The organism is Nocardia sp. XZ_19_369 (assembly GCF_015355715.1).
Taxonomy (GTDB): Bacteria; Actinomycetota; Actinomycetes; order Mycobacteriales; family Mycobacteriaceae; genus Nocardia.
Map to the genome: position 1 here is coordinate 503527 of NZ_JACVED010000005.1, position 14265 is coordinate 517791.

Annotated in this window: 15 protein-coding genes; 10 read left to right on the top strand and 5 right to left on the bottom strand. The window is 67.1% G+C overall.

Features of this window, described 5'->3' with window-relative positions; translation table 11 throughout:
• Window positions 1-79: 79 nt before the first annotated feature.
• Entirely contained in the window at window positions 80-979 is a 900-nt protein-coding gene (locus IBX18_RS21250; RefSeq protein ID WP_194835302.1) for an alpha/beta fold hydrolase, read from the bottom strand.
• Between the two features lie 624 nt (window positions 980-1603).
• Here IBX18_RS21250 and IBX18_RS21255 point away from each other — a divergent pair.
• Both IBX18_RS21255 and IBX18_RS21260 read left to right on the top strand, forming a co-directional pair.
• Entirely contained in the window at window positions 1604-2098 is a 495-nt protein-coding gene (locus IBX18_RS21255; protein ID WP_194835303.1) for a carbonic anhydrase, read from the top strand.
• A 500-nt stretch (window positions 2099-2598) separates the two neighbouring features.
• Window positions 2599-3033 (top strand): 2-keto-3-deoxygluconate kinase, encoded by a 435-nt coding sequence (locus tag IBX18_RS21260; RefSeq protein ID WP_107655279.1) that lies wholly within the window; start codon window positions 2599-2601, stop codon window positions 3031-3033.
• A gap of 57 nt (window positions 3034-3090) precedes the next feature.
• Here the strand turns inward: IBX18_RS21260 and trxA are convergent, their stop codons facing one another.
• Entirely contained in the window at window positions 3091-3465 is a 375-nt protein-coding gene (trxA, locus tag IBX18_RS21265) for a thioredoxin (protein ID WP_135235996.1), read from the bottom strand.
• Window positions 3466-3675: 210 nt separating this feature from the next.
• On the opposite strand from trxA, the gene IBX18_RS21270 reads away from it, so the two are divergent.
• The 4 genes from IBX18_RS21270 to IBX18_RS21285 all read left to right on the top strand — a co-directional run bounded on the left by IBX18_RS21270 (window position 3676) and on the right by IBX18_RS21285 (window position 7618).
• A complete protein-coding gene (locus IBX18_RS21270; RefSeq protein WP_194835304.1) occupies window positions 3676-4740 on the top strand; it encodes an isocitrate/isopropylmalate dehydrogenase family protein in 1065 nt (354 codons plus the stop codon).
• A gap of 140 nt (window positions 4741-4880) precedes the next feature.
• A complete protein-coding gene (locus IBX18_RS21275; protein WP_306796346.1) occupies window positions 4881-5786 on the top strand; it encodes an ABC transporter substrate-binding protein in 906 nt (301 codons plus the stop codon).
• Between the two features lie 4 nt (window positions 5787-5790).
• Window positions 5791-6750, top strand: coding sequence for an amino acid ABC transporter permease (locus tag IBX18_RS21280; protein WP_228541454.1), 960 nt, complete (start codon window positions 5791-5793; stop codon window positions 6748-6750).
• Between the two features lie 115 nt (window positions 6751-6865).
• Entirely contained in the window at window positions 6866-7618 is a 753-nt protein-coding gene (locus IBX18_RS21285) for an amino acid ABC transporter ATP-binding protein (RefSeq protein ID WP_135235999.1), read from the top strand.
• Window positions 7619-7699: 81 nt separating this feature from the next.
• On the opposite strand, the gene IBX18_RS21290 is transcribed toward IBX18_RS21285, so the two are convergent.
• Window positions 7700-8620, bottom strand: a complete 921-nt coding sequence (locus IBX18_RS21290; RefSeq protein WP_194835306.1) for a LysR family transcriptional regulator — start codon at window positions 8618-8620, stop codon at window positions 7700-7702.
• A gap of 71 nt (window positions 8621-8691) precedes the next feature.
• Here IBX18_RS21290 and IBX18_RS21295 point away from each other — a divergent pair, with 71 nt between their 5' ends.
• The 3 genes from IBX18_RS21295 to IBX18_RS21305 all read left to right on the top strand — a co-directional run bounded on the left by IBX18_RS21295 (window position 8692) and on the right by IBX18_RS21305 (window position 11229).
• Window positions 8692-10053: an FAD-binding oxidoreductase gene (locus tag IBX18_RS21295; protein ID WP_194835307.1), complete on the top strand. Its 1362-nt coding sequence runs from the start codon at window positions 8692-8694 to the stop codon at window positions 10051-10053.
• Window positions 10054-10176: 123 nt separating this feature from the next.
• Window positions 10177-11061, top strand: coding sequence for an SPFH domain-containing protein (locus IBX18_RS21300; protein ID WP_147141528.1), 885 nt, complete (start codon window positions 10177-10179; stop codon window positions 11059-11061).
• 12 nt (window positions 11062-11073) lie between these two features.
• Entirely contained in the window at window positions 11074-11229 is a 156-nt protein-coding gene (locus tag IBX18_RS21305) for a hypothetical protein (protein WP_194835308.1), read from the top strand.
• A gap of 83 nt (window positions 11230-11312) precedes the next feature.
• On the opposite strand, the gene IBX18_RS21310 is transcribed toward IBX18_RS21305, so the two are convergent.
• Window positions 11313-12056, bottom strand: coding sequence for a MerR family transcriptional regulator (locus IBX18_RS21310; RefSeq protein ID WP_228541455.1), 744 nt, complete (start codon window positions 12054-12056; stop codon window positions 11313-11315).
• 91 nt (window positions 12057-12147) lie between these two features.
• Between IBX18_RS21310 and IBX18_RS21315 the strand changes: the two genes are divergently transcribed.
• The gene (locus IBX18_RS21315) at window positions 12148-13422 is read left to right on the top strand and encodes an erythromycin esterase family protein (protein ID WP_228541456.1); all 1275 of its coding nucleotides are present in this window, start codon (window positions 12148-12150) and stop codon (window positions 13420-13422) included.
• Here the strand turns inward: IBX18_RS21315 and IBX18_RS21320 are convergent.
• Window positions 13400-14251, bottom strand: a complete 852-nt coding sequence (locus IBX18_RS21320) for a class I SAM-dependent methyltransferase (RefSeq protein WP_194835309.1) — start codon at window positions 14249-14251, stop codon at window positions 13400-13402. The two genes, IBX18_RS21315 and IBX18_RS21320, sit on opposite strands and share 23 nt — an antisense overlap.
• Window positions 14252-14265: the final 14 nt, after the last annotated feature.

A 14265-nucleotide genomic window follows, 5' to 3' on the forward strand; every position in this document is an offset into this window, starting at 1 on the left:
GTCAGGTGGGTCTACTCGGCTGTGTGCTTGGGTCGATCGCGTCGTGGATTGCCTCGCGGCTACGGCGTCGGGGGTGCACTCAGTTGTGTGCCCGCGCGATCACGTCGCGAATCGCCTGGACCACTGCATCGGGGCGGTCGAAGCACAGCCGGTGATGCATGGTGTCGGAGAGGATCCGTTGCTCGCCGTGCGAGACCGAACCCACCAGTGCCGCGTCCATGCGCGCCCGCCCGTCCTGCATCGCGCGCAACGTCGCCGCGTCCTGTGTGGGGTCCTCACCCAGCACGCTGAGTGCGACCACCGGAACGTCCGGAATGTTTGGCCCGGCCTGCAATTCGGCCGCGAGCGCGGCCAGCGTGCCGCGCTCGCCGATGCCGACCGCGCGCCATTCAGCACTGTCCTTGGCCTCGATCAGCGACTGCCGCACCGGCTCCGGGTAGTCCGCGAACAACTGGGTGTTCATCGCGCGCAGGGTCGGCCGCAGCTGTTCGAGCTGCTCAGGACCGGGTGCCTGCCGCTCGAACTCGGCGAAGGACGCCGCCGGTGGCATGAAGTCGTCCCAGTCGCGGTGCAGACCGTCCAACCAGGCCAGCCCGGCGACTTCCTGCGGGTACAGCTGGGCGAACCGGTGCGCGTAGAGGGCGCCGAGTGAGTGCGGCGCGAGCACGTACGGGGCGGGGATCTGCTGGGCGTGCAGCAACTCGTGCAGCTCCGTAGCGACGGCGGTAAGGGTGCGCGGCAACGGGATCGGATCGCTGTAGCCCGTGCCGCCACGGTCGTACAGCACCGCGGTGGTGAACTGTGAAACCTGTTGCTGGACACCCAAATAGTCCAGACCGACGGCACTGGCGCCCGGCAAGAACACGACGGCGGGCCCGCCACTACCCGACCGGTGCAGGAAGATCCGGCGGCCTCCGATCTCCTGGAATCCGCCGATCGGGGGAGCGAGCCGAGCCGCGGAGGTGGTGTTGTTGATCATGCGTAAAGCCTCCGACCCTGACGCAGCGTCAGGGTCAAGCCGCATCGCCGCCAAACCTCCTCGGCGGGACGTTTCGACTCGGCGGCCGCCCGCCATCGCCGCACACTTCTTGATGTCCCGCACCGGGAATCGCATGCGATTGCCTCTGCGGAACATCAGAAAGTGTGCGGAACGTCGAAATGTGTGCGGTCGCCCCGACAGCGTGCGGCGATCCCGCGACTCTTGCGCGCTCCGGTCGCCAGGGCATCCCTGTCGGTAACGCCGGGTCGCGAGAGCAGCGGGCCGTCTAACTCGCACGGGAATGCTGTGTCACCGGCCAGCTGCCCACTTGGCCTCGTGGGCTGGCTGCACCGCCCCGTGCAGCTGCCACCGGACCTCGTGGGAAGGCTGCGCAGCACGTTCGGCTGCGGCCCACCTGACCGTAGGCTGGCTACGCCGCGTGTCCAGCTGTGCGCCAGTGAATCATCTGGTCGCCCCCGGCAATGTGAGGTGAGCATGTGTCGCTGTCGGCACGCCAGTAAACGAATCACGGTGAGCAGGACCGGTCCGCTGGAGCCCGCGCGTATTTATCGTGGGCCACGCCACATATAAGCAGCCACGCATACCTAACGCAGGGGACCGCCCATGACCGTCACCGATGAGTACCTGCAGAACAACACTGCCTACGCGAGCAGCTTCGCCGGACCGCTGCCGCTGCCGCCCGCCAAGCAGGTCGCGGTGGTCGCGTGCATGGACGCCAGGCTGAATGTCTATGGGGCGCTTGGCATTCAGGAGGGGGAGTCGCATGTCATCCGGAACGCGGGCGGCGTGATCACCGCCGACGAGATCCGCTCGCTGGCGATCAGCCAGCGCCTGCTCGGTACCCGCGAGATCATCCTGATCCACCACACCGACTGCGGCATGCTCACTTTCACCGACGACGACTTCAAGTCGTCGATCCAGCAGGAGGTCGGCATCAAGCCGGAGTGGGCGGCGGAGGCGTTCACCGATCTGGAGACCGATGTGCGCCAATCGATTGCCCGCATCGTCGCGAGTCCGTTCGTGCCGCACAAGGATTCGATCCGTGGCTTCATCTTCGACGTGGCCACCGGCAAGTTGAACGAGGTCGTCGCCGACTGATCCACCGCACTCAGTGCGAGGTCCACGCCACGGGATCCGGGTCCTCGGGCCCGGATCGCGTCGTTTCACCAACGCGACACGCCCTCCCGACACGCTTGTGCAGATGTCACGGAGATGACGCCGAGCTGAACATGTGCCGCGCATAACGGCCGTGATCGGCCCGCATTGCCGCTCTGCGGCCCTGAGCTGGGCAAAGGCTACCGGCCGGTAGACAAATCGGGCATCAAATATGGTTGCTATTGCGCTGGGATGTCCCTATCCTCAAGCGCGTGCCGAATCCCGCCGACCGCCACAGCGCAGCGCTCAACGTCGCAGACCGCGACAGCGCCGCGCTAATTCCGCTTACCGCGATGGTGGCGCAGCGGCGACTTCTCCTCGTAGTAACCCGCCGTAGCGGGGTCTGATTCGGACCGGCCCCCTCGCTGCGGGCTGAATGACTTGTTAGTGCTGGTCCCCTCTGTCAACTGAGCCACGACATTCCTCGGGAAGACCTACTTTCAATGACAATCCTCACTCTCGATACCCACGCGTTCCATGCCGCCGCCCCCAAGGGTCTGCGCCACGAAAGTGCCGACCTCACCCCGGCGCAGTTCCACGATCGCTACTGCGAGCACACCGGGCCGATTCGGCTCGGTGACTGGTCGCCCGCCGGTAGCCGAAGCGCCGATTTCGCCGTTACGCTGGAGTTCACCGACCACCTGCGAACGGTGGTCGCCTCCGGCAGCCTCGTCGCGGCGATGACCTCGGCCCTCTACGAGGAGGGCTACCACGTCGAAATTCTGCAGTTCCACCAGCGCCGCACCGGCGAAGGCACCGCGACCTTCGTGCAGTGCGAGTGTAACGGCCGGCGCGGCTGGGGTGCCGCACTGGCCGACGACAGCGCGGAATCTACGGTTCGCGCGATGATTGCCGGCGTCAATCTGCTCGGTAGCTGACACAGCAGAAGGGCCGATCGTCGCGCGCGCGACGAACGGCCCTTCTGATTCAGCGAGCTACTGCTCGGCGCCGGCCTGCTGCTCGGCGAGCTGCTTGCGCACCTCGTCCATGTCCAGCTCCTTCACCTGGGTGACCAGGTCTTCCAGCGCGGCGGCGGGCAGCGCGCCGGGCTGTGCGAACACCAGCACACCCTCCCGGAAGGCCATGATGGTCGGGATGGAGCGGATGTTGGCGGCGGCCGCGAGCCCCTGCTCGGACTCGGTGTCGACCTTGCCGTACACGACATCGGCGTGCTTCTCCGAAGAGGCCTCGAAGGTGGGCGCGAAGCTCTTGCACGGGCCGCACCACTCAGCCCAGAAATCGACGAGTACCACGTCGTTTCCGGTGACTACCTCGTCAAAATTCTGCTGGGTCAGCGTCTGGGTGGCCATGACGTCCTCTCGTATTCGGTATGCCGACTACAACGCCGGCCATTGCCTAAATCATCCACGGCCGATCGACGCGTGCGGCACCGATCGCCGTCCCCTGGCCGTATACCCAGGCTTGCCGCCGGGAAATCCCGCCTGACCAGATGGTCTCCGGACGGTAGCGGTCGGTGGGTCGGTGCGCCCGTTGGCGCAGCGCGGCGCGAAGATGATGTGGTGCGACTGGGACTGATCGACGGCGACGGCATCGGACCGGAAGTGGTGCGGGCCACCCGGCAGGTCGTCGACGAGTCGGTGTCGGCGGCGGGTGCCGCGCCGATCGAATGGGTGCCGCTGTTGATGGGGCACCGGGCCATCGAAGAACACGGCGACCCGTTGCCGGAGCAGACCTTGCAGGCACTGGACGACGTGGACGCCTGGATCCTCGGCCCGCACGACAACGCCTCCTACCCGGCCGAGCACCGCACCACGGTCGCGCCGGGCGGCGCCATTCGCAAGCGCTTCGGGCTGTACGCCAACATCCGTCCGGCTCGCGCGTTCGCCGGTGTGCGGGCGGCGGCGCCGACGATCGATCTGGTGATCGTCCGGGAGAACAGCGAAGGTTTCTACGCCGATCGCAATATGTTCGCCGGGTCGGGGGAGTTCCGGCCGACCGAGGACGTCGCGATGATGGTCGGGGTGGTGACCAGGCAGGCCTGTGCGCGGATTGCGCACGAGGCGCTGCGGCTCGCCACGACGCGCCGCAAGCGACTGACCATTGTGCACAAGGCCAATGTGCTGCCGATGACGATGGGTCTGTTCCGCGACGTGTGCTATGAAATTGCCCACGCCTATCCCGGGGTCGAGGTCACCGACGAACACGTCGACGCGACGGCCGCCCATCTCGTCCGCGCGGCCGCCGATTACGACGTGCTGGTCACCGAGAACCTGTTCGGCGACATCCTCTCCGACCTGGCAGGGGAGCTGAGCGGTTCGCTCGGGCTGGCGGCTTCGCTCAACTGCTCGGCGACGCACGCGATGGCGCAGGCGGTGCACGGCGCGGCGCCGACCATCGCGGGGCGCAACCGCGCCAACCCCGCCGCCCTGCAACTGTCGGCGGCAATGCTGTTGCGCTGGTTGGGGACTCGGGACCGGCGCGGCGACCTCCAGCACGCCGCCGAACGCATCGAACGGGGTGTCGCCGCAGCGTTCGAGGCGGGCATCGCCACGGCGGACCTGGGCGGACTGGCATCGACCAGCGAGTTCACCGAACAAGTTTGTGCTAGGGTCCACCGCCGGTAGTCAGAGTGTGGTAGCTCGGAGTGTTCAACAAGGAACGGATGAAAGTTCCGTTACTGTCCAGCACGAAGCGTCTCGGTCGCTTAGATTGCCAACGGGTGGTGACACCCGGGTTTCTTGAATCCGAAATGTGGAGGGCTGCTGTGTCTGTTCGATCGGTTCTTGGCAGGCGCGCCCTGCAGGCGGTGTGCGTACTCGCCGGAGGCGCACTTGTCCTGACGGGCTGTAGTAACACCGAAGACTCCGGACCCGCCGTGGAGAAGGTGAAGGTCGAGAAGAACGACTCGATCGCGGCGCAGCTCCCCGACAAGATCAAGCAGTCCGGCAAGCTCGTTGTCGGCGTGAACATTCCGTACCAGCCCAATGAGTACAAGGATCCCAGCGGCAAGATCGTCGGTTACGACGTCGACCTGATGGATGCCGTCGCCGCCACCCTGGGTGTGAAGGCCGAGTACCTCGAGTCCGCCTTCGAGAAGATCATCCCCACCATCCAGGCAGGCACCTACGACGTCGGTATGTCCTCGATCACCGACACCAAGGAGCGCGAGCAGCAGGTCGACTTCACGACCTACTTCAACGTGCGCACCCAGTGGGCGCAGCAGAAGGGCAAGCCGGTCGACCCGGACAACGCCTGCGGCAAGCGGGTCGCCGTGCAGGCGACCACCATCCAGGACACCGACGATCTGCCGGCCAAGAGCAAGAAGTGCCAGGACGAAGGCAAGCCCGCGATCGACATCAAGTCCTTCGAGGAGCAGAGCGCCGCGACCAACGCGCTGATGCTCGGCCAGGTCGACGCCATGGCCGCGGACCTGCCGGTGACGGTGTACGCGATCCAGAAGAGCGAAGGCAAGATCGAGAAGACCAGCGCGGCGGCCTACGGTGCGGCGCTCTACGGCTGGGCCGTGGCCAAGGGTTCGCCGCTGGCCGCCGTGCTGCAGCAGGCCGTGCAGAGCCTGGTCGACAACGGCAAGTACCTGGAGATCGCCAAGAACTGGGGCGTCGAGGAAGGCGCCATCACCAAGTCGGTCATCAACGGCGCCGCGAGCTGATCGAATGACCTCGAAGGAAACCAAGCCGGAGCCCGGTGACCCCGGGCCCGGTGTGGCAGAGGATTCCAACGAACCGGAACCGATCAAAGCGGTTCCGCTGCGTAGGCCCGGTCGGTGGATCGCCGCCGCGGTCATCCTGGTGCTCGTCGGACTGTTCGTCTACGGTGCCGCGACCAATGACGCATACCAGTGGGGTACCTACCGTAAGTACCTGTTCGACAGCCGGATTCTCGCCGGCGCGGTGGTCACCCTCGAACTGACCGTGCTCGCCATGGCGATCGCCGTCTCACTCGGCACGCTGCTCGCGGTGATGCGGCTGTCGCCGAACCCGGTGCTGCGCTCGGCGGCCTGGGTGTATCTCTGGATCTTCCGTGGCACACCGGTTTTCGTACAGTTGGTGTTCTGGGGCCTGTTCCCGTCGCTGTACAAGCAGATCGTGCTCGGCGTCCCGTGGGGCCCGCACCTGTTCGAGCTGAACGTGCAGAACATGCAGGCCGCGTTCACCTTCGCGGTGATCGGCCTCGGGCTCAACGAAGCGGCCTACATGGCCGAAATCGTGCGCGCCGGCATCAATTCCGTCGGTGAAGGGCAGCGCGAGGCTTCGACCGCGCTCGGCATGTCCTGGAGCCTGACCATGCGCAGGACGGTGCTGCCTCAGGCGATGCGGGTGATCATCCCGCCCACCGGCAACGAGCTCATCGGCATGCTGAAGACCACCTCGCTGGTCACCGCCTTGCCATTGAGCACCGACCTCTACGGCCGGGCCCGCGAGATCTACGGCGTGAACTTCCAGCCGATTCCGCTGCTGCTGGTCACCGCCACCTGGTACCTCGCGATCACCAGCGTGCTGATGGTCGGGCAGTTCTACCTGGAGCGCTACTACTCGCGCGGCCTGTCCAGGCAGCTGACCGGTAAGCAGCTGCAGGACCTGGCCGACGCCCAGACGATTGTGAAGGCGAAATGAGTGCGGATGTGAGGGAGCGTCAGCGAGCGAACCCAAGACGCAGCGTGCCAACGCACATGACGCAGCCGAGCGCCAGCGAGGCGGAGTCATGAGTGTTGTCAAAGACGCTCAACCGATGATTGTCGCGGACCGGGTCTGCAAGAATTTCGGTGCGCTGCAGGTGCTCAAGGGTGTCTCGCTGGAGATCGGGCGCGGCGAGGTGCTGTGCGTGATCGGGCCGTCCGGTTCGGGCAAGTCCACCTTCCTGCGCTGCATCAACCACCTCGAGCAGGTCAACGCCGGTCGGCTCTACGTAGACGGTGAACTCGTCGGCTACCAGGAGAAGAACGGCAAGCTCTACGAGCTGCATCCGCGCGAGGCGGCCCGGCAGCGCCGCGAAATCGGCATGGTGTTCCAGCATTTCAATCTGTTCCCGCACCGCACCGTGCTGGAGAACGTGATCGAGGCGCCGATCCAGGTCAAGAAGGTCCGCAAGGCCGATGCGATGGCCAAGGCGCAGGAGCTGCTCGACCGAGTCGGCTTGGCGGAGAAGGCGAATGCCTACCCCGCCCAGCTGTCCGGCGGCCAGCAGCAGCGCGTGGCCATCGCCCGCGCCCTCGCCATGGACCCCAAGCTGATGCTGTTCGACGAGCCCACCTCGGCCTTGGACCCGGAGCTCGTCGGCGAGGTACTCCAGGTGATGCGGGAACTGGCCCAGTCCGGCATGACCATGGTCGTGGTCACCCACGAAATGGGCTTCGCCCGTGAGGTAGCCGACAAACTGGTCTTCATGGACGCCGGTGTGATCGTCGAAGCAGGCGCCCCCCGCGAGCTGCTGGCCAACCCCAAACACGAACGCACCCAAGCCTTCCTGTCCCGTCTCCTCTGATCACTCGCTGAGCCGCACACCCTTTGCCTGAGCCGCACACCGCCTGTACCGGGTGTGCGGGTTACGCAAACGGTGTGCGGCTTACTTTGGTTCTGGCGCAACCACTTCCGATGGCCGCAGGGCGATGCGTAGCTGGCCGATGAGGACCTTTGCCGCGGGGGCGGCGGGCCGGTCGGTGCGCCAGGCCAGGGCCAGCCGGCCGTGTAGCTCGGGTTCGATGATGCGGATCGTGCGTACGCCGAAGGCTTTTGCTTCCGCGGCGGTCAACTGCGGTACCACGGCGATGCCGAGTCCGCGGGCGGCCAACTGGAGCAGCAGTGGGGGAGCGGCGGCTTCGAAGGCGATGTTCGGCTCGAACCCCACTGCCGCGCAGGAGCGTTCGAGGACACCGCGGATGCCGGTGCCCGGTGGCAGGCAGATCAGCGGGTGATCGCGGAGGTCGGTGAGCGGGATGTCGGCGCCGTGGGTTCGGTCGTCGGCGGCTACCGCGGCGACGACGGCGGTTTCCAGCACCACGTCCAGGCCGATGCCGGAATCCATTGCCGCGCCGGTCAACCCGACGAGCGCGACGTCCAGGTCGCCGCGGCTCAGCGCGGCCAGCATGCGTTCCGAGGTGTCCTCGGTGAGGCTGATGCCGACCTCGGGGTGGTCGTCGTGGAAGTCCGCGAGTACGGCGGCGACGTCGAGCTCCTCGGTGGCGGCACCGGAGATCAGGCCGACGCGGACGTGACCGCGCAGCAGGCCGGTGAACTCGTCCACGGTCTCGGTGATGCGTTCGGTGGCGGCGAGCGCGGCGCGGGCGTGCTTCAGCACCGCGGTGCCGATCTCGGTCGGCGTCACCGTACGGCCGCCACGGTCGAGTAGTTGCTGGCCGAGCTCGCGTTCGAGCTGTCGGATCTGCGCGCTCAGCCCCGGTTGTGCCAGGTGCAGGCGCGCGGCGGCGCGGGTGAAATTGGCTTCCTCCACCACGGTGACGAAGTAGCGGAGCTGACGCAGTTCCATAACTGTCGATTCTAGCTTCGAGAAGGACTATCTGTTGTACTTCTGGCTCCGAGGCGAGCATCGTCGAAGGCATGGGAAACGCCAAAGCGCACACCATCGACAGCGACACCTTCACCGGCCCGGTCTTCCGCCCGGGTGACCCCGGCTACGACGAGGAGATCGCCGGCTTTCAGACCGCGTACACGCACCGGCCCGCGCTGGTCGTCGGTGCCGTGCACGCCGAAGACGTCCGCGCCGCGGTGGAATATGCCGCGCGGCAGGATCTTCCGGTCGCGGCGCAGGCGACCGGGCACGGCCTGTCGGTCGCGGCCGACGGGGGAGTGCTGATCAGCACTCGCCGGATGACCGGCCTCGACATCGACCCCGAGGCAAAGACGGCCCGCGTCGGCGCCGGCGTGCGCGCCGGTGCGCTGGTCGAGGCGGCTGCGGCGCACGGCCTCGCGCCGCTGAACGGCTCCTCGCCTTCCGTCGGTGTCGTCGGCTATCTGCTCGGCGGCGGAATCGGCCTGTTGGCAAGGGAATTCGGCTATGCCGCCGAGCAGGTGCGCGCCATCGAGCTGGTCACCGCCGACGGACGCGTGCGCAAGCTCGTCCCCGGCGACGAACTGTTCGGCGCGGTCCTCGGCAGCGGCGGCAACTTCGGCGTGGTCACCGCGCTCGAGCTGGCGCTGCTGCCCGTCACCGAGGTGTACGGCGGTCAGCTCGTGTTCGACACCCCGCTGGTCGAGCAGGCCCTCGGAGTCTGGCGGCAGTGGACCGCAACAGTTCCCGACGAGCTGACCTCCACCGTCGCCACCCTGACCTTCCCCGACATCCCGCAGGTTCCCGCTCCGCTGCGCGGCCGTTACGTGGCCTCGTTCCGGGTCGCCTTCAACGGTTCTGCCGCGGAAGGCGAACGGCTGGTGGCCCCGCTGCGCGCGGTGGGCGACCGCCTGAAGGACGACCTGCGCACGATGCCCTACACCGAATCGCACACCATCCACAGCGACCCCGATCACCCGCACGCCTACGCCGCCACCAACGCACTGCTCGGCGAATTCACCCCAGAGACGTTGTCCGCCTTGCTCGCTGCCGCAGGGCCGGACTCCGGCACCGACGCGGTGGTCGACGTCCGCCACCTCGGCGGGGCGCTGAGCAGCCCGAGCGGGAACGGCACTGTCGTCGACCACCGCGACGCTGCCTACGTCGTCCGGATCATCACCGCCCCCGACGATACGACTGCGGCCAAGGACAAGATCCGCACCGCACTGGCCCCGTGGACCATCGGCCACAGTCTCAACTTCCTCTACGGTGCGGGCGCCGAGGCCGACGAGGCCCAAACCCGCGCCGGATACGCCCCCGACACCTACGCACACCTCGCGCAGCTGAAGGCAAAGTACGACCCGCGCAACATGTTCCGCTTCAACCGCAACATCCGCCCCGCCGCGAGCTGATCCACCGCCGCCCTGGGAATCTCTGCCTCGAATTCCCAGGGCTCGGCTCCCGGAAATCAGTAGTGCCAACAACCGCCATCGTCTGCTATCTTCGTGATATCACTTTGATACCTGGAGGATGTCATGAAGCTTCGGCCCGCACTACACGTCAACGGCTTCTTGGTGCTGGTGGCGTGGCTGGTGCTCACCCTGTTGTTCGGCGGCGCGGCGGCGCTCGGCTACGTCGCGGCGGCGCAGAACGGCAACCTGCCCGCGCTCATCGGCGCGATCGTCGCCAGTTTCCTGGTGCTCGTGCTGCTGCTGTCGGCGACCGGCCTGATCATCGTGAACCCGAACGAAGCGCAGGTGGTTCAATTCTTCGGCCGCTACATCGGTTCGGTGAGCGACCCGGGCTTCTATTCGGTGCTGCCGCTGACCGACCGCAAGCGAATCTCGTTGCGCGTGCGTAACTTCGAGACGCAGAAGCTGAAGGTCAACGACGCCGACGGCAACCCGGTCGAGATCGCGGCCGTGGTGGTCTACAAGGTGGTCGACAGCTTCAAGGCCGCGTTCGCCGTGGACGACTACGAGGAGTACGTGCAGACCCAGTCCGAGGCCGCGGTCCGGCACCTGGCCACCACGCACCCCTACGACTCGCACGACGACACCCGCACCAGCCTGCGCGACGGCAGCGAGGTGGCCGAGGAGCTCACCGTGGAGCTGCGCGACCGCACCATGCTGGCCGGCATCGAGGTACTCGAAGCCCGCATCACCCACCTCGCCTACGCCCCGGAGATCGCCCAGGCCATGCTGGTTCGTCAGCAGGCCTCCCAGGTGGTCGCCGCCCGCACCCAGATCGTCGAGGGGGCCGTAGGAATGGTCAGCCTCGCGCTCGACCGGCTCACCGAGCAGGGTGTGGTGGAACTGGACGAGGAGCGCCGCGCCGCCATGGTCTCGAACCTGCTGGTCGTCCTCTGCGGTGACAGAGCCACCCAGCCCGTCGTGAACGCCGGCTCGCTCTACAACTGAGCGCCGAAGCCCATGGCTGAGCGCAAGAAGCTGCTGCTACGGCTCGATCCGGCCGTCCACGAGGCGATCGCGAAGTGGGCGGCCGACGACCTGCGCAGCATCAATGCCCAAATCGAATTCGCCCTACGGCTGGTGCTCGAACAGGCGGGCCGAAAACCTAAATCATGAACACGAGGACCGGTGGCGAAGCGAACTTCGCCACCGGTTCTCTATGAAAAGCCCTGCCGCAGAAGGAAATATGTCGGCGGGGCCTACTCGTGTTCAGTCGCCGCCACGTCCCTTTCGGCAGACCGGTCTGCGCTGAGGTAAGCGTCGAGGTGCGGGGCGGCGGCGAGCATGGCTCGGCTGCGTCGGTTGAGGCGGGTTCGCCATTCCTCGAGCACATCCGATAGGTCGTCCGAATCCCCCACGGCGCGTAAGTGATCCACGAAGAGTTTGATGCGGGGGAGCGGGTAGCCGCCGCGACGGAGTTGCCGGGTCAGGTGGGCGTCGCGCACGACGTCGGGCGGATAGATCCGGTAGCCGGTGGCCCGTTCGCGGTGCGGGCGAAGGATTCCCGCGTCTTCCCACTTGCGCAGCGATGCGGGATGCATGCCGAGGCGATGCGCCAATGCGCCGATGGTGAGGCCGTGGGACCGGTCCTCGACCGGTCGTGGCGCGGCGGCCAGGGTGCCGAGGGCCGCGGCGACCTCGTCGAGCGTCTTGCGTTCGTGCAGCAGGTCGGCGTGCGCCTGGTCGATGAGACGGAACAGGGCCGCCTCGTCGCCTCGATGCGCGGCACGCAGCATCGCAGCCGATGTCTGATGCCCGTAACCCACCCGCAGGGCCAGGAACGCGCGCAACGCGCGAGCGTGCGCCTCGGAGTATCGGCGGTACCCGGCGTCGCTGCGCTCGGCAGCCGGGAGGATTCCCTCGTCTTCGTAATTGCGGACCGCCTGGGTGGACAGACCGTGCTCACGAGCCAGGTCGGCGGGCCGCAGAGTTCGCGCTGCCATCTCCCTAGTTTGAGGGTTGACATGCATATTTACCAGCCAGCACGACGAAAAGTCTAAACCGATTGTTCAACGATACGGTCGAAGGTACCTGATGGAACACCCAGAAAGGCACCGCATGACCAGGCAACTCTCCGTGCACGACATCGGTCTCCACTTCGGCGGCGACGCCGAAGCCGGCGCGACCATCGGCCAATTCCTCGACACCCTCCACTGGCCGCCCGCCCTGCTCGGCCTCGGCGAGCCGACCCACGGGGTCGAGGCCTTCCCGCGCTTGCGCAACGAACTCCTGAAGTATCTGGTCGAACACCACGGCTACCGCTCCATCGCCCTCGAAATCGACTGCGTCGCAGCGGCTGTCGTCGACGACTATGTACGGACCGGGCGCGGCGAATTGGCCGAGGTTGTTGCGGCGGGCTTGAACCACGGCTTCGACGCATGGCCGTCCAACCACGAGCTGGTTGCCTGGCTGCGCGACTACAACGCCGACCGCGATCCGCTATACCAGGTGCGCTGCTACGGATTCGACGCCCCGACCGAGATCACCGCTGCGCCGAGCCCCCGAGCCACGCTGCTCGGCGCACACGCCTATCTGCGCGAACACCTACCCGCCGAACGACTTCCGCACGACGCCGAAACCCTGGACACCCTGCTGGGCGACGACGCCGACTGGACGAACCCCGACGCGATGATGGACCCGGGCCGTTCCATCGGCCAGACCGATCGTGCCCGCACACTGCGGCTGGCCGCCGACGACCTACTCGCGGTCTACACCACCGAGGCCCCCGGTCTGCGACAAGCCAGCTCCGACAACGACTTCGAGCGCGCGTACCTGCTCGCCCGGATGGCACACGGCCTGCTCCGCTACCACGCCGCAATGGCTACTCCCGGTCCCGACCGAGCGGCCATCCTGCTCGGGCTGCGGGACGGCATGATGGCGGACAACCTGCTCGACATCGTCCGCATCGAGAAGCATCGCGGGCCCTGTCTGGTGTTCGCCCACAACAGCCACCTCCAGCGGACCGAGTCGAGCTGGCAGGGCCATTGGGAGGGTAAGGACCTGTCGTGGCGCTGGTGGAGCGCAGGCGCGATCGCGGCGGCGACCCTCGGTACCGAGTACGTCTTCATCGCAGCGGATTACGGCCAGTGCGCGAATGCCCCGGCACCGCAGGATGATCCGCGCAGCCTGCACGCTGTCCTTGCGGCCGCGACCACCGACCGAGCACTGTTCCCCGCCCGATTACTCACCGCAGCCCTCGATTCGGATGTCACCGCGCGCGTCTCGACGGACCACCGCTACGGCCCGTTGAGCCCCGCAGCACTCGCAGGCGCCGACGCCGTCGTCTTCATCGCGCAGGTTTCTCGGTGACGAAGATGGCGGTGCCGGGGAATATCTCGCCGCGCAGCGGGCTCCACTGACCCCACTCGCGGTCGAGCCACTCCGGCCAGTCCGGTTCGACGATGTCCACCACCAGCAAACCGGCCGCGACGATTTCGCGGACCCGGTCGCCGATGGTGCGGTGGTGCTCGACGTAGGTCGGCTCACCCTCGCTGTCCACCTCGACATAAGGAGTGCGGTCGAAGTAGGGGATGGCGGCGGTGAGCCCGGCCTGGCCGGGATCGTCGGGGAAGATCCAGCGCATCGGATGGTTCACCGAGAACACCCAGCGACCGCCGGGCCGCAGTACTCGGGCGACCTCGCGCATCACCTGGGCGGAATCGGCGACGAACGGAATCGCGCCGAACGCCGAGCAGGCCAAGTCGAACGATGCGTCGGCGAAGGGCAGGGTCTCGGCGCCGGCCTGGATCAGCGGCACCTGCGGCCCGCCCCGCTCCATCGCGTCCCGGCCGCGCGCCAGCATGCCCATCGACAGATCGAGCCCGACCGGATGTGCCCCCTGCCCGGCCAGCCAGCGTGCGCACGGCGCCGACCCGCAGCCGATCTCCAGGACCCGCTTGCCCGCGACCTCGCCTAGGAATCGCATGTCGCCTTCGTGCAGCCCCTCCGGGCACCAGACGAATTCGCCGTCTGGGGAATCCACGCCGAGGAAATCGGCGTGCGTCTCGTGATACTGGCCTGCGTCGGCGTCCCACCAGCGGCGACTGGCCTGTTGACTGGCGGCCGAGCCGATCCGGGTGCGCGCGGTTCCCGCGGTTCCGAGCAGTGTGTTTGCCTCTGCATGGCGATCTTCCGACACGCCGTCAGCGTATC

What these genes read in the sequence shown, in the direction of transcription:
- IBX18_RS21250 (WP_194835302.1), bottom strand. Translation starts at nt 979, where the DNA reads ATGATCAACAACACCACCTCCGCGGCTCGGCTCGCTCCCCCGATCGGC.
- IBX18_RS21255 (WP_194835303.1), top strand. Translation starts at nt 1,604, where the DNA reads ATGACCGTCACCGATGAGTACCTGCAGAACAACACTGCCTACGCGAGC.
- IBX18_RS21260 (WP_107655279.1), top strand. Translation starts at nt 2,599, where the DNA reads ATGACAATCCTCACTCTCGATACCCACGCGTTCCATGCCGCCGCCCCC.
- trxA (WP_135235996.1), bottom strand. Translation starts at nt 3,465, where the DNA reads ATGGCCACCCAGACGCTGACCCAGCAGAATTTTGACGAGGTAGTCACC.
- IBX18_RS21280 (WP_228541454.1), top strand. Translation starts at nt 5,791, where the DNA reads ATGACCTCGAAGGAAACCAAGCCGGAGCCCGGTGACCCCGGGCCCGGT.
- IBX18_RS21285 (WP_135235999.1), top strand. Translation starts at nt 6,866, where the DNA reads ATGATTGTCGCGGACCGGGTCTGCAAGAATTTCGGTGCGCTGCAGGTG.
- IBX18_RS21290 (WP_194835306.1), bottom strand. Translation starts at nt 8,620, where the DNA reads ATGGAACTGCGTCAGCTCCGCTACTTCGTCACCGTGGTGGAGGAAGCC.
- IBX18_RS21295 (WP_194835307.1), top strand. Translation starts at nt 8,692, where the DNA reads ATGGGAAACGCCAAAGCGCACACCATCGACAGCGACACCTTCACCGGC.
- IBX18_RS21300 (WP_147141528.1), top strand. Translation starts at nt 10,177, where the DNA reads ATGAAGCTTCGGCCCGCACTACACGTCAACGGCTTCTTGGTGCTGGTG.
- IBX18_RS21305 (WP_194835308.1), top strand. Translation starts at nt 11,074, where the DNA reads ATGGCTGAGCGCAAGAAGCTGCTGCTACGGCTCGATCCGGCCGTCCAC.
- IBX18_RS21310 (WP_228541455.1), bottom strand. Translation starts at nt 12,056, where the DNA reads ATGGCAGCGCGAACTCTGCGGCCCGCCGACCTGGCTCGTGAGCACGGT.
- IBX18_RS21315 (WP_228541456.1), top strand. Translation starts at nt 12,148, where the DNA reads ATGGAACACCCAGAAAGGCACCGCATGACCAGGCAACTCTCCGTGCAC.